Genomic DNA, 13,140 nt, shown 5'->3' with positions numbered 1-13,140 from the left:
GACGCTTCTCCCGCGCTGCAAGACCTTACCTGTGGCTTTTCTGCCGCAAGTTTTGCGGGCCAGAGCCGGTTTTTGGGCAAAACGGTCGTATGTGTCGATTCCGTGCCACAGTTGGGCCATGCCGTCGCCACAAATGCAAACGCTCGTTAATGTGCTTGTCATCATCAACTTGTCAGAATCGCGCTAAGCGCTGTCAGTCTGTCGCAGGCCCCTGCTGGAGTTGTGCATGTTTTCTGTGTTCGTTCCCTTCGAGTCCTCCCTCAAGAAGGCCGTCATCGAGGATCTCGCAGCAGTCCCGGAGCATGCGGTCTGGATCGACCTGGTCAACCCCACCGCGGCCGAGGACAAAGCCGTCGAGAAGCTCTCGGGGATCGCAATCCCGACCCGGGAGGACATGCAGGAGATCGAGATCTCGAGCCGCCTCTATATGGAGAACGGCGCGCGCTACATGACCGCGACGCTGATGTGCCAATCCGATACCGATATGCCGAGGACCACGGCGGTCACGTTCATTCTGGGCGACCACCGCCTGGTAACGGTGCGCTATGACCAGCCCAAGCCCTTTGCGCTGGTCGAGGCCAAGCTGGCCCGTTCCTGCACACCGGCCATCACCGGCGAGATGGTGCTGATGGAGCTGCTCGATGCCGTGATCGACCGCTGCGCCGACATCCTGGAGCGCTGCGGCGCCGAGATCGATCAGGTCTCCCATGACATTTTCGAGCCGGAGAGCGAGCGCCACGGTCACGCCAAGCAATATTCGCAAATCCTGATCTCGATCGGCCGCAAGGGCGATCTGACCTCCAAGGTTCGCGAGAGCCTGGTCTCGATCGGCCGCGTCGTCGCCTTCCTTTCCGCGGTGGTGGAGGGCGTGAAATGGTCGAAGGACATGCGCGAGCAGCTCAAGACCATGCAGCGTGACGTCGTCTCGCTGACCGATCATGCCTCCTATCTCTCCAGCAAGATCACCTTTGTGCTCGACGCCATGCTCGGCGTCGTCAATCTCGAGCAGAACAACATCATCAAGCTGTTTTCGGTCATGGCGGTTGTCCTGATGCCGCCGACGCTGATCGCCTCGATCTACGGCATGAACTTCAAGTCGATGCCGGAACTCGAATGGGTGCACGGTTATCCGTTCGCGCTGGTGCTGATGCTGATTGCGGCGATCGTTCCGTACTGGATCTTCAAGTGGAAGAAGTGGCTGTAATAGTGACCGAGACCTTACGCCGGACGCAGAGACACAGTGTCTGGTGTCGCAGAATAGAGCGGGATTGCGGCCGCACGGCGATGTGTGCTCGCCGCCCCAATTCCTCCGGTAAAATTTGAGCGGTGGGCTGAACGTTTGCGCGAAACTTGTCTGCGATAAGGAGCAGGTAAGCCGCGAGGAACAGCCATGGTTGAAAAACACATAACGACGCCCCCCAACGTCATCGATCTGGCGAGCTATCGCCACGTCGCGACGAGCGGCAAGGCGTCGTCGATGTCGGCGCGCATGTGCCGGCACTGTGGTGCTCCGCTGCTCGACGGCGAGAACGACGACGATTGCTCGACTGCAATCAGCACGGCCGCTCCGCAGCCACGCGAGAGGTCACGTCGGATTCGACTCGATTGAGGAACGGAAAGCTAAGGGCGATCCAGGTCTTGCGGCGGCGTTGTCTGGATCGCCTTGCTTCTCCGGCGTAATTTCCAACATCATCATTGCGAGGAGCTCGCGACAAAATTGCGAAGCAATTTTGCACTGAAGCGACGAGGCAATCCAGACTGTCCTCACCGAGGCAGTCTGGATTGCTTCGCTTGCGCTTGCAATGACGCGGTAGCCTACACGTGCTGGCCGCCGTTGATGTGGATCTCGGCGCCGTTGACGTAAGAACTGGTGTCCGTGCACAGCACGTAGATGATCTTGGCGACCTCGTCCGGTGTGCCGAGCCGGTGCATCGGGATCTGCTGGTCGACGATCTTCTCGGTGCCCGGCGACAGGATCGAGGTGTCGATCTCGCCCGGCGCGATCGCGTTGACGCGCACGCCGACGCGGCCGAAGTCGGAGGCCATTTCGCGCGTCAGGGACGCCAGCGCGGCCTTCGAGGTGGCGTAGGCCGCGCCCGCGAAGGGATGCACGCGCGAGCCCGCGATCGAGGTGACGTTCACGACAGAGCCCTTGGCCGCCTTCAATTCCTCGATCAGCCCGCGCGCCATCATGATCGGCGCGAAGAAGTTGACATTGAACACGTGCGTCCAGGTGTCGAGGTCGGTGTCGATCGAGCCGAGCCTGGAGCCGCCGGCCCCCTTCGGCGAGATCGCGGCGTTGTTGACCAGCGCATGCAGCATGCCGCCTTCGAGACGGTCGCGGATGTCGGAGATCGCGCGCGTGGTATCTGCGGGGGTGGCGAGGTCGACCTGGATATGGTCCTCAGGGCCCGCGTCCCAGGGACAATCCTCCGGGAACGGATGCCGCGAGCAGGTGATCACGCGCCAGCCGGCCGAGGAGAAACGGATCACGGTGGCATGGCCGATGCCGCGGCTCGCCCCGGTCAGGAGCAGCGTACGGCGCGGCGCATTGGACGACTGCGGCATGGACATCTTTCAGGCTGGAGCATGATCCGGACCCGGAGGGCCGCGTTAGCGCAAACTGTGCAGCGGTTTTCCGAAGGGATCATTCTCGAACAAAATTCTAGGGATACATTCGCGTCTTGGACCATTTCTGGCCGGCCGCGTCACGGCGAAATTCAATGCGGTCGTGCAGGCGGAACGGGCGGTCGTGCCAGAACTCGATACGCGACGGTGTTATACGCCAGCCGCTCCAGCCCGGCGGACGCGGCACCTTGCCGATCATGTGCTTGGCGGCGACCTTGGCGATCGCCTGCTCGAAAGCGAAGCGGCTCTCGAGCTCCTGCGACTGCTTGCTCGCCCAGGCGCCGATCTGCGCCTGCTTGGGACGGGTGGCGAAATAGGCGTCGGCTTCGGCCTCGGTCACCGGCGTCACGTTGCCGCGGATGCGGACCTGACGGCGCAGCGACTTCCAGTGAAAAAGTAACGCCGCCTTAGGATTTGCGGCGAGTTCGCGGCCCTTCTGGCTGGCGATGTGGCTGTAGAAGACGAAACCATCGGTATCGAAGCCCTTCATCAGCACCATGCGCACGTCCGGCAGGCCGTCGGGATCGACGGTCGCGAGCGCCATGGCGTTCGGATCGTTCGGCTCGCTCTTGATGGCTTCGTTCAGCCAGGCCTCGAACAGCGCAAACGGCTCGTCGGCGGCGGTGAAATCACCGGATGTTAAGGGTGTCTGGTGTTTCATCGAGGTCGTGTCGGTCATGTCTGGGGTCCGAGTTGCGTCCTGCGGTCCAAAACGCGTTGTTGTCTGCTACCGCCCTATATAGGGTATGGGGACGCGTTGGCCTATCGGCGATCCGGCCGTTCGGCTTCGTCATGACGATCATTCTGATCGGACTCGGCACCGGCGGTTGCAGCTTTTCCCGCAACGACAAGAGTGCCTACGCCAAGGCCGATGACAGCGACCTTACCGGCTCGATCGCAATGCCGGCCAGGGTGGCGGCACCGACAGAGACCGATCTCGCCTTCGCCCGCAACGCCGCCTCCGACGTGCTCAGCAAGAACGATAAGGATTCCAGCCAGCATTGGGAGAATCCGGAAACCGGGGCGCGCGGTTCGGTCACGCCGATCGCGCAATCCTATGCCGCCGAGGACGGCCGCAAGTGCCGCGACTTCCTGGCGAGCTACGTCAATGGCAGCACCGAAAGCTGGCTCCAGGGCGCGGGCTGCCAAAGCAGCCGTGGCAGTTGGGAGATTCATACGCTAAAGCCGTGGCGGAGCTAGGAATCGCTTCACCAGGCTAGTTGCAAAAATACCACTCGCCCCCCACATGAGGCTCAGTTGGGGCGGGGAGCCCTTTGAACAATTCGATTTCTTGAAGGAGACGTGACGGATGCGCGACCCCTATGAGGTCTTGGGGGTGCCGCGGAGCGCCAACGCTGCCGCGATCAAGAGCGCCTATCGCAAGCTTGCCAAGAAGCACCATCCCGACAGCAACAAGAACGACCCGAAGGCGGCCGAGCGCTTCGCTGAGCTCAATACGGCCAATGAGATCCTCGGCGACGAGGACAAGCGCAAGCAATTCGACCGCGGCGAGATCGACGCCGACGGCAAGCCGCGCTTCCAGGGTTTTCCGGGCGGCGGCGGTGGGCCGCGCGGGCGCGCGGGTCCCGGCGGGTTCGAGAGCTATACGTTCCGCGGTGGCGGCGCGGGCCCTGGTCCGGGCGGCGGCGCGTTCGAGGACATCCTCAACAGCATGTTCGGAGGAGGGCCGCGTCCGCGCCCAGGGGCCGGCGGCGGTGCCCAGTTCGAATTCGACACCGGCGGGATCGGGCTCGATCTCGACGTCAATGTCGCCATGACCGTCTCGCTGGAGGAGGCGGTGAAGGGCGGCGAGAAGCGCGTCCGGCTGCCGAACGGCAAGGAGCTCAACGTCAAGATTCCGGCCGGCGTGACCGAAGGCCAGCAGATCCGGTTGCGGGGGCAGGGCGAGAGCGCTCAGGGCCATCCGCCGGGCGATCTCCTGATCACGATCGGCATCGCGCAGCATCCGTTCTTCAAGATCGAGGGCGCCGATCTCAGGATCGACCTGCCGGTCACGCTCTACGAGGCGGTGCTTGGCGGCAAGGTCCGCGTGCCCACCCTCGGCAATGCCGTGGAGCTTTCGGTTCCGCAAAACACCTCCAGCGGCCGGACCTTCCGCCTCAAGGGCAAAGGATTGCCAAAAACTGGTGGAACCGGGGATCTCTTCGTCACCGTCAGGATTATGCTACCGGACGGGAACGACGCCGAGCTTGAAGCATTGATGGAAAAGTGGCGGGAGCAGCGCCCCTACAATCCACGTAGCGGGCTTGGCTAAGTGTGATCCGGAAAGTGTGAGGGGTTCTCCTAAAGACTGAGAGCGTCGTGCATCGAGATGATGCTCATCATATGCCCGAGGCGTGGTAGCCCTTCTTGGCTCACGTGCTCGACGTGTCGGCTGTCCGGCGGGGCAGCCGATAAAAAGGTGCGGCCTCGAGAGGGGGACCAGCGCGGTACCAAAAACCCCAATCGAGGCCGCCCGCGTCGATCGGCGGATCGAACGCTGCTCATTTTCGCGTGATCATCCGGTGCGATAATGAGACGCGCCGATGTCTTCATTCCAAATTTTCAATGTCGGAATCGAGGCACCGCGTTTGCGTGGTTGTCTAGGTGCCGCTTTTCTCTGCTTGGTCGTAGACCGCCTGCGCCACTTTGGTCAGCCGGTCCCGGTCGCCGCCACCGCTGACGACGTAGCCGACGCCGCGCTCCGACCAGAACAGCGCCCCGTCCTTGTCCGTTCTGGCATACCGCATCTGCGTCGCGCCATTCTCGGTCTTGGCGGTGTAGATCGTGTACCGCTCGCCCGAGGCGCCCTCATACATCAGGAACGACGCCGGGCCGTTCGGCCCCGGCAAGAGCCGGCCGCCGACGAGCTTTAGTCCACTCGCCTCCAGGTTCGGAGCAAACACGGTCCAGCCGCAGCGTCTGGTCAGCCAGGCCTGGAGGTGGTCGCGCTCGTTGCCGCCGACCTCGACGGGATGGCGAACCTCGACGACATAGAGGCGGTGGGCGTCGAGTGCGTCGGTCGTAAAGCTCTGGAAAGTCGAGGGCGCGTTGGCGGCACCGTGCGCCAGCCAGCCGGCGGTGCCGCCGGCCATGAAGGCCACCAGCACAGCCGCGGCGGCGCCATAGAGCCAGTGCCGCGGGCGGCGCTCCAGCCGTTCGAGCTCGAGCCGCGCCGGCACCGGCTCCTGGGCGACGGAATCGTAGCGGGCGTGCAGCATCTCGGCCATGGCGCGCCAGGACTGCACGCGCTCGCCATCCTCGGGCTGCGCGGCAAGCCAGGCCTCGACATCGGCGCGGCGCTCGGCCGGCAGCTCGCCGTCAACATAGGCGTGCAGTTCGTCCTCGGTCACTGGGATCTTGCGGTCGTTCATATCGATCGTCTCTGGCTCTGCGGCCCAAAATGTTCTTCGTGGTTCAACTGCGCCGCTTCCCGCGCCATGCAGGAGAAACGACCGGCGCGATGCATCAATCCTGCCATCATTTCACCCGCCTGAGCGCCGGGCGCTCGCCCTCCAGCGAGGCTTTGACGTGGGCGCGGGCGCGTGCCAGGCGCGACATCACGGTGCCGATCGGCACGCCCTGGATGTCGGCGACCTCGCGGTAGCTCATGCCCTCCAGCATCACCAGGAGCAGCACCGAGCGTTGCTCCTCGACGAGCGTCGCCAGCGCCCTCTCGATATCGCGCCCTTCGGCTTCGGTCCCGCTGGCATCCGGGTTGTTCTCCGTCAGCTGCATGAATTGCGGCCGTCGTGCCAGCGAACGCCGCCGGTTCTTGTTGAGGTTGGTCAGGATCGTATAGAGCCAGCTCCTGACGTCGCCTCCGAGGAACAGACGCTCCGAACGCAGCGCCCGCACCAGCGTATCCTGCACCAGATCGTCGGCCGCATCCGCCTCGCGCGTGAGCGCGCGGGCGTAGCGGCGCAACGCCGGGATCATGGCTTCAACACTCTGGCGAAACGCACTCATTGCGGTCTTGACGTCCTGATGTCGGCGCGAGCGCCACAACGATCATAACACCCGAGCGGAACGGCTATTCCGGCGCTTGAAACAGCGTTAACGCCGCGTATTAGGACTGTACCGCAACGGAGGGCTGGTGTACCTCCAAACCTCACCGGGAGCTCGACGGGACGTTAGCAAAATGGCGCAGAATTCAGGTCTGATGCAGGGCAAGCGGGGCGTGGTCCTCGGCGTTGCCAACAACCGCTCGATCGCCTGGGGCATTGCCAAGGCATGCCACGCGGCCGGCGCGGAGCTTGCCTTCACCTATCAGGGCGATGCGCTGAAGAAGCGCGTCGAGCCGCTCGCCGCCGAGATCGGCGGGCTCGTGCTCGGCCATTGCGACGTCACCGATGCTGCGACCATCGATGCGGCCTTCGCGGTGCTGAAGGAGAAGTGGGGCAAGATCGACTTTCTGGTGCATGCGATCGCCTATGGCGAGCAACTCGACGGCCGCTACGTCGACACCACGCAGGAGAATTTTTCGAAATCCCTGCTGATCTCCTGCTATTCGTTCACGGCGGTGGCGCAGCGCGCCGAGAAGCTGATGACCGACGGTGGCTCGCTCATCACGCTCAGCTATTACGGCGCCGAGAAGTGGATGCCGCATTACAACGTCATGGGCGTCGCGAAAGCGGCGCTCGAAGCGAGCGTGCGTTATCTCGCCGTCGATCTCGGTGAGAAGAATATCCGCGTCAACGCGATCTCCGCGGGGCCGATCAAGACCCTCGCGGCGTCCGGTATCGGCGATTTCAGATATATCCTGAAGTGGAACGAGGCCAACGCACCGCTGCGGCGCAACGTCTCCACGGAAGACGTCGGCGGCAGCGCTCTGTATTTCCTCTCCGACCTCTCGCGCGGCGTCACCGGCGAGGTGCACCACGTCGATTCCGGCTATCACGTGCTCGGCATGAAGCGCCCGGAAGCGCCGGACATTTCGTTCGGCGGGAAGGACTAACTTTTCACCCAGCAATGCCTGTGCCCACGATTTATTACCTTCGCCACGGCGAGACCGAGTGGAATGCGCTCGGGAGGCTTCAGGGCATCAAGGACATTCCGCTGAACGCACGCGGTCGCGGTCAGGCGGTGCAGGCCGGCGGCATTCTCGCCGATCTCTTCAAGCGCGAGGGCCGCGACAAGGCCGCATTACCCTACGTGTCGAGTCCGCTTGGCCGCGCACGAGAGACCATGGAACTGGCGCGGAGCAAGCTCGAACTGCCGACTGCGGGCTATACGCTCGACGATCGCCTGCGTGAGATCGGCTACGGCACCTGGGAGGGACTGACGCTGGCCGAGAGCGAGGCCTCCGATCCCGACATCTACGCCCGGCGCCTCGCCGACAAATGGACGGTGGGCCCCGCGGGCGGAGAGACCTACGCCGATGTGCAGGTCCGCGTGCGCGCTTGGTACGACCAACTCCGGACCGACACCGTCGCGGTCGCCCATGGTGGGACCTGCCGGGCCCTGATGGTTTCACTCGGCCTGGAGACGCCGGCGAGCGCCGCCGAACTTTATATCGAGCAGGGCGCCGTCTACGTGTTCCGCGACGGGCGGTTGGAGAAGTTTAGTTAAGCCGGTTCGCTTGCGCGTCCTGCGCCGTCATGCCCGGGGCGCCCTTTTGCGCTTGTGGGCCAAGAACGTGGATGGCGGGACAAGCCCGGCCATGACGACCGTGTAGGCATTTGACCCCAATTTCAGGGCGAGTTAAGTCAGCACTGACTTACGAGCTAGATACGGATGTCCTTCAACACCTTCGGCCACATGTTCCGCGTCACGACCTTCGGCGAGAGCCATGGGGTGGCGATCGGCTGCGTGGTCGACGGCTGCCCGCCCATGATCCCGCTCGTCGAGGCCGACATCCAGGGTGATCTTGATCGCCGCCGACCCGGCCAGTCGCGCTTCACGACCCAGCGTCAGGAGCCGGACCAGGTCAAGATCCTCTCCGGCGTGATGGCGCATCCGGAGACCGGCGTGCAGGTGACGACGGGCACGCCGATCGGGCTCCTGATCGAGAACACCGACCAGCGCTCAAAAGACTATTCCGAGATCAAGGACAAGTTTCGGCCTGGCCACGCTGACTTTACCTATGAAGCGAAGTACGGCCTGCGCGACTATCGCGGCGGCGGCCGCTCCTCGGCGCGCGAGACCGCGACGCGCGTCGCCGCCGGCGCGATCGCTCGAAAGGTGCTGCCCGATGTGAAGGTGCGCGGCGCGCTGGTGCAGATGGGGCCACACAAGATCGACCGCGCGAAATGGGACTGGGACGAGATCGCGAAAAACCCGTTCTTCTGTCCGGACAAGGACAAGGCCGCGTTCTTCGAGACCTATCTCGACGGCATCCGCAAGAGCGGCTCCTCGATCGGCGCGGTGATCGAGGTCGTCGCCGAAGGTGTGCCGGCTGGCCTTGGCGCCCCGATCTACGCCAAGCTCGATGCCGAGCTCGCCGCCGCAATGATGAGCATCAATGCGGTGAAGGGCGTCGAGATCGGCGCCGGCTTCGGCGCGGCCGAACTCACCGGGGAAGAGAATGCCGACGAGATGCGCACGGGCAATGACGGCACGCGTTTTCTGTCCAACCACGCTGGTGGCGTGCTGGGCGGCATCTCCACGGGGCAGCCGGTGGTGGTGCGTTTCGCCGTCAAGCCGACCTCGTCGATCCTGCAGCCGCGTCTCACCGTCGATCGCAACGGCGCCGACACCGAGATCATGACCAAGGGCCGCCACGATCCCTGCGTCGGCATCCGCGCCGTCCCCGTCGGCGAAGCCATGATGGCCTGCGTGTTGGCGGATCATTTCCTGCGCGACCGCGGCCAGGTCGGGCGCTAGCGTTCCGCAGGGCGCTTGTATCGCGCCACTAGTCCACCGCGCAGCTTGACGATCCCACAACTTCGTCCGCAAATGCGCGCATGGAAAGCTCCGAGCTCCAACGTATCACCAACTGGCTGATCGACGGCGCCTGGTCGTCGAAGGCCCCGGCCGAGATGACGGCCGAAGCCTGCGAACGGATGGTTGCAGCCGGTCTGCCGCTATGGCGGTTCGGCATCTTCATCCGCACGCTGCATCCCGAAATTTTCGGTCGCAACTTCATCTGGCGGGAAGGCGAGGAGGTCGAGATCGGCACGGTCGATTTCGAGATCCTGGAGACGCCGGAATTCGCCAGAAGTCCGCTGCGGGTCGTGTTCGAGCAGGGACTTGAGGTGCGGGGACGCATGGACGATCCCGGCAGCAAGCATTTCCCTTTTTTCGACGATATGCGTGCCGAAGGCGTAACCGACTACGTCGCGACGCCAATGCAGTTTCTCGACGGCTCGGTCCACGCGACGAGCTGGACAACGCGCCATCCAGGCGGCTTCACCGATGAACACATCGCGGCGATTCACACCATCGTCAAGCCGCTCGCGCGCATCACCGAGATCATCAGCCTGCGCCGCACCGCCGAGATGCTGCTCGACACCTATGTCGGCAATCGTGCCGGCGCGCGCATCCTTGGCGGTCAGATCCGCCGCGGCCACAACGACACCATGCAGGCTGCGATCTGGCTCTCCGATCTGCGCGGCTTCACGGCACTGTCGACCGGCTGCCGGCCGAGACCGTGGTCGAGATCCTCAACCATTATTTCGACTGCCAGGTTGCCGCGATCCGCGGCCATGGCGGCGAGGTGCTGAAATTCATGGGCGACGGCCTGCTCGCGGTATTCCCGATCGACGAATATGTCGGCGATGCCGCGCATGTCTGCACGCGGGTGCTGGAGGCAGCGCGCGAATCTCGCGCCAGTGTCGAGGCGCTCGCGTATCCTGTCGGCGACGTCGTCGAGCGCTTCCGCTTCGGCGTGGCGCTCCACGTCGGCAACATCCTCTACGGCAATATTGGCGGCGGCAACCGCCTCGACTTCACCTGCATTGGCCCCGCGGTCAATCTTGCTGCGCGGCTGGAGAAGATCACGGGTCGCCTGGGGCGGACCGTCGTGGCCTCAGAAGGCTTCGCCAATGTCTGCCGCCACGACTGGCACGAGCTCGGCGAATTCCCGATCGCGGGCTTTTCCAAGGCGCAGCGCGTGTACGGGCTGACGGAGGAGACGCCGGTGGTGATGGCCTGAGGTCATCCTCGGATGTCCGCCGCCGTCAGCCTGGTGAGCAGAATTCAGGCGTTCGACGCCATCACCGACTTCAGCGGTACATCCAGCTGATAGACAAATCCGGACGGTTCGTAGGCCAGCCGCACCTGTCCGTTCAGTTGCTGGCCGAGCGACTCGATCATCCGGGTGCCGTAGCTCCGTCGTGTCGGCGGCGCCACCACGGGGCCGCCGCTTTCGCTCCACTTCAGGCGCAGCCTTTGCTCGATCTCGTCCACCGTCCATGCGATCTCGACATGTCCGGAGGAACTGGACAGTGCGCCGAACTTCGTCGTGTTGGTGCAGAGCTCGTTGAACGTCATCGCGAGCGCTATCACGGCACCGGATGTGATCCGGAGATCCGGCCCATTGAAATGGAATCGTCGACCTCCCTGACCGTCATAGGGATCGGTGGCGCCGCTCAGGGTATGAGTGAGGCTCGCATTGGACCAGCTGACCTGTATCAACAGGTCGTGGGCGCGCCCCAACGCCAGCAAGCGGCCATCCATGGCTTTTTGGCCTTGCTCGAGATTGATTGCGGCCCGGAAGCTCTGGGCTGCGATTGCGCTCACCGTCGCAAGCGTATTCTTGATGCGATGATGCAGCTCTCCGAGGATGAGCTTTTGCAACTTGTCGGCCGCCTCGCGTTCGTGGGCTTCGATGCCGGCTTGAGCGAGCAGGACCTTGGCGTCGGTGTCGGCCTGTTCCAGCAACAGGCGCAGATTGTCGTTCTCCGCCACCAGAACCGATTCCTGTGGCGATCGAGCAACCCCAAGGTTTTCCCCGGGATCCGTCGTTGTGGTCGGAAGGATTTTTAGCGCGCCCGCTCCGATCATCGTCTGCAACTGCGAGATCATTTCGTCGACGGCGAGCGGCTTGCGAAAGAAGCGGCTGTCCGCCGGCGTTTCGGTTTCAGACGGCTTTACCTGACCGGAGACCAGTACGATCTTGATGGCAGGCCAGCGATCGTGCACCGCGTGGGCCAGCTTCAGGCCGTCCATGGTCCCGGGCATCTGGATGTCGCTGAACAGAAGCGAGATGTCCGACCGCGACTCGAGGATCGAGATGGCTTCGTCGGCGTTGACGGCCTCCACAGGGCAGAAGCCTGCATCCTCTACGATATCGACCGCGCGCATGCGCAGGATCATCTCGTCTTCGACGACGAGAACGTTCGGCAAGGAGGTTGGGGGCGTTGACATCTGTGCACGACACTTTCCTGGATCATCCGACAAGCTCGGCCGGCGCTTTGCGATGGTTGGTCTAGCGGCGAGCCGTCACCAAACGAGCTTCATGAACCCTGACATCGGATTCACCCCGGCGCAGACACGATGCTTCGAAGTCCGGCCAGACCTGGCCCAGGCAATTCCGCGCCACCGGAAGGCTCGCCAGCCGGTCCGCCTTCGCCAAAGCAACGGTTTCGCGCGCTTTTACTTGCGGAGCAAAACCGGGCAGCACCATTACGGACACTCCGAGGAGCGCGAACATCGCGAACGCGACAAGAGATTTCATCATTTGGGCTGCTTTGGCTGTTGACCGCCCCGTTTCGTTTGGGGACGCTGTTATAACAACCAAGATGAAATATAGTTCATTTCATACAACTTATATTTGAAGTGCGATTTGAAGGCGGATGCCGCCCTTGGCCCGGATCGTCGCTCGACGTGAACAGGCGGTCGACAAGGTTTGCTTGCCATTACCTCGGGGTTTTGGGGCCAGGCAGGCTTATCCAATCATGAATGTGCGAGGCCGTTTCACTCAATCGCGCCGCCTTGAGCAGCGATTCCCGCTGAACGCCGGGCGGGGCAATCTCTGCGCGACGGCGAGCCTCGGCTGCCAATTGGGCAATGCGATTGCTCAGAGGGATGGTGCGCTTGGTGGTGTCTTGCATAGGACGCTCCGCATTGGGCGGGAGCGCAAAGACTCTCTCAGTCACCGATGGATGCCGTGATGAGCCGGTGATGGCTCAGCATGCGCCTGTTGACAGCCAATAGATACACTATTCGGCAGAGCAGATTCGGCGCCGAAATCGAAAGCGGGCGCAAAAGCACCAAAGCCGGACCGGTGCACTATTCCTCCGGCTCCGTGGTGAACAGCAGGGGATAGCCCTTGGTGCGGCCGGCATCCGTTGCGCGGGTAGCCTTGGTCTCGGCGACGTCCTTGGTGAAGACCGCGACCACGCAGGCGCCGAGCTTGTGGGCGGTGATCATCACCTTGTAGGCCTGATCCTCGGTCATGCGGAACTCGGCCTTGAGGATCATCGTGACGAATTCGCGGGGCGTAAAGTCGTCGTTGATCAGGATGACCTTATGCAGCTTCGGCCGCTCGACCTTGGTCTTCGTCCTGGTTTTCGGTTTGGCAACGGTATCGTTCATTCCGCCTCCCGGATATGGCGGGCTCGGGTTCCT

The 13,140-nt window shown here is 63.3% G+C and carries 15 protein-coding genes and 1 pseudogene; 8 read left to right on the top strand and 8 right to left on the bottom strand.

The features are described 5' to 3' along the window. Positions 1-226: 226 nt before the first annotated feature. On the top strand, positions 227-1,204 hold the full coding sequence (locus IVB07_RS28125) for a magnesium transporter CorA family protein (protein WP_018456234.1): 978 nt from the start codon (positions 227-229) through the stop codon (positions 1,202-1,204). A gap of 186 nt (positions 1,205-1,390) precedes the next feature. Continuing rightward, entirely contained in the window at positions 1,391-1,609 is a 219-nt protein-coding gene (locus tag IVB07_RS28120; RefSeq protein WP_026233114.1) for a hypothetical protein, read from the top strand. 206 nt (positions 1,610-1,815) lie between these two features. On the opposite strand, the gene IVB07_RS28115 is transcribed toward IVB07_RS28120, so the two are convergent. Continuing rightward, positions 1,816-2,568 (bottom strand): SDR family oxidoreductase, encoded by a 753-nt coding sequence (locus IVB07_RS28115; protein ID WP_026233115.1) that lies wholly within the window; start codon positions 2,566-2,568, stop codon positions 1,816-1,818. A gap of 97 nt (positions 2,569-2,665) precedes the next feature. Further along, a complete protein-coding gene (gene pdxH / locus IVB07_RS28110; protein WP_018456236.1) occupies positions 2,666-3,307 on the bottom strand; it encodes a pyridoxamine 5'-phosphate oxidase in 642 nt (213 codons plus the stop codon). A gap of 113 nt (positions 3,308-3,420) precedes the next feature. Here pdxH and IVB07_RS28105 point away from each other — a divergent pair, with 113 nt between their 5' ends. Both IVB07_RS28105 and IVB07_RS28100 read left to right on the top strand, forming a co-directional pair. Further along, on the top strand, positions 3,421-3,828 hold the full coding sequence (locus tag IVB07_RS28105; protein WP_018456237.1) for an RT0821/Lpp0805 family surface protein: 408 nt from the start codon (positions 3,421-3,423) through the stop codon (positions 3,826-3,828). Between the two features lie 109 nt (positions 3,829-3,937). After that, entirely contained in the window at positions 3,938-4,903 is a 966-nt protein-coding gene (locus IVB07_RS28100) for a J domain-containing protein (RefSeq protein ID WP_018456238.1), read from the top strand. A 328-nt stretch (positions 4,904-5,231) separates the two neighbouring features. On the opposite strand, the gene IVB07_RS28095 is transcribed toward IVB07_RS28100, so the two are convergent. Both IVB07_RS28095 and IVB07_RS28090 read right to left on the bottom strand, forming a co-directional pair. Continuing rightward, a complete protein-coding gene (locus tag IVB07_RS28095) occupies positions 5,232-6,002 on the bottom strand; it encodes an anti-sigma factor (RefSeq protein WP_085352549.1) in 771 nt (256 codons plus the stop codon). A 106-nt stretch (positions 6,003-6,108) separates the two neighbouring features. Beyond that, on the bottom strand, positions 6,109-6,597 hold the full coding sequence (locus tag IVB07_RS28090) for a sigma-70 family RNA polymerase sigma factor (RefSeq protein ID WP_007594679.1): 489 nt from the start codon (positions 6,595-6,597) through the stop codon (positions 6,109-6,111). 172 nt (positions 6,598-6,769) lie between these two features. On the opposite strand from IVB07_RS28090, the gene fabI reads away from it, so the two are divergent. The 4 genes and pseudogenes from fabI to IVB07_RS28070 all read left to right on the top strand — a co-directional run bounded on the left by fabI (position 6,770) and on the right by IVB07_RS28070 (position 10,723). Continuing rightward, positions 6,770-7,585: an enoyl-ACP reductase FabI gene (gene fabI, locus IVB07_RS28085; RefSeq protein WP_026233116.1), complete on the top strand. Its 816-nt coding sequence runs from the start codon at positions 6,770-6,772 to the stop codon at positions 7,583-7,585. A gap of 14 nt (positions 7,586-7,599) precedes the next feature. Then, positions 7,600-8,199 carry a histidine phosphatase family protein gene (locus IVB07_RS28080; RefSeq protein ID WP_018456242.1) on the top strand — a complete coding sequence of 200 codons (600 nt, stop codon included), beginning with the start codon at positions 7,600-7,602 and terminating at the stop codon, positions 8,197-8,199. A 165-nt stretch (positions 8,200-8,364) separates the two neighbouring features. Beyond that, entirely contained in the window at positions 8,365-9,453 is a 1,089-nt protein-coding gene (gene aroC / locus IVB07_RS28075; RefSeq protein ID WP_018456243.1) for a chorismate synthase, read from the top strand. 80 nt (positions 9,454-9,533) lie between these two features. Next, a pseudogene (locus tag IVB07_RS28070) lies at positions 9,534-10,723 on the top strand (adenylate/guanylate cyclase domain-containing protein). A 44-nt stretch (positions 10,724-10,767) separates the two neighbouring features. Here the strand turns inward: IVB07_RS28070 and IVB07_RS28065 are convergent. The 4 genes from IVB07_RS28065 to clpS all read right to left on the bottom strand — a co-directional run bounded on the left by IVB07_RS28065 (position 10,768) and on the right by clpS (position 13,107). Further along, entirely contained in the window at positions 10,768-11,937 is a 1,170-nt protein-coding gene (locus tag IVB07_RS28065; RefSeq protein ID WP_026233117.1) for an HWE histidine kinase domain-containing protein, read from the bottom strand. Between the two features lie 61 nt (positions 11,938-11,998). Continuing rightward, complete coding sequence (locus IVB07_RS28060) at positions 11,999-12,250, bottom strand: hypothetical protein (protein ID WP_026233118.1); 252 nt, start codon at positions 12,248-12,250, stop codon at positions 11,999-12,001. 178 nt (positions 12,251-12,428) lie between these two features. Then, positions 12,429-12,623 carry a hypothetical protein gene (locus IVB07_RS28055; protein ID WP_157642961.1) on the bottom strand — a complete coding sequence of 65 codons (195 nt, stop codon included), beginning with the start codon at positions 12,621-12,623 and terminating at the stop codon, positions 12,429-12,431. 178 nt (positions 12,624-12,801) lie between these two features. Continuing rightward, positions 12,802-13,107, bottom strand: a complete 306-nt coding sequence (clpS, locus tag IVB07_RS28050) for an ATP-dependent Clp protease adapter ClpS (protein ID WP_007594672.1) — start codon at positions 13,105-13,107, stop codon at positions 12,802-12,804. Between the last annotated feature and the right edge of the window lie 33 nt (positions 13,108-13,140).

It is taken from the genome of Bradyrhizobium sp. 172, assembly GCF_023101065.1.
GTDB lineage: Bacteria > Pseudomonadota > Alphaproteobacteria > Rhizobiales > Xanthobacteraceae > Bradyrhizobium > Bradyrhizobium canariense_D.
This window is presented reverse-complemented; position numbering and strand designations above follow the sequence as displayed.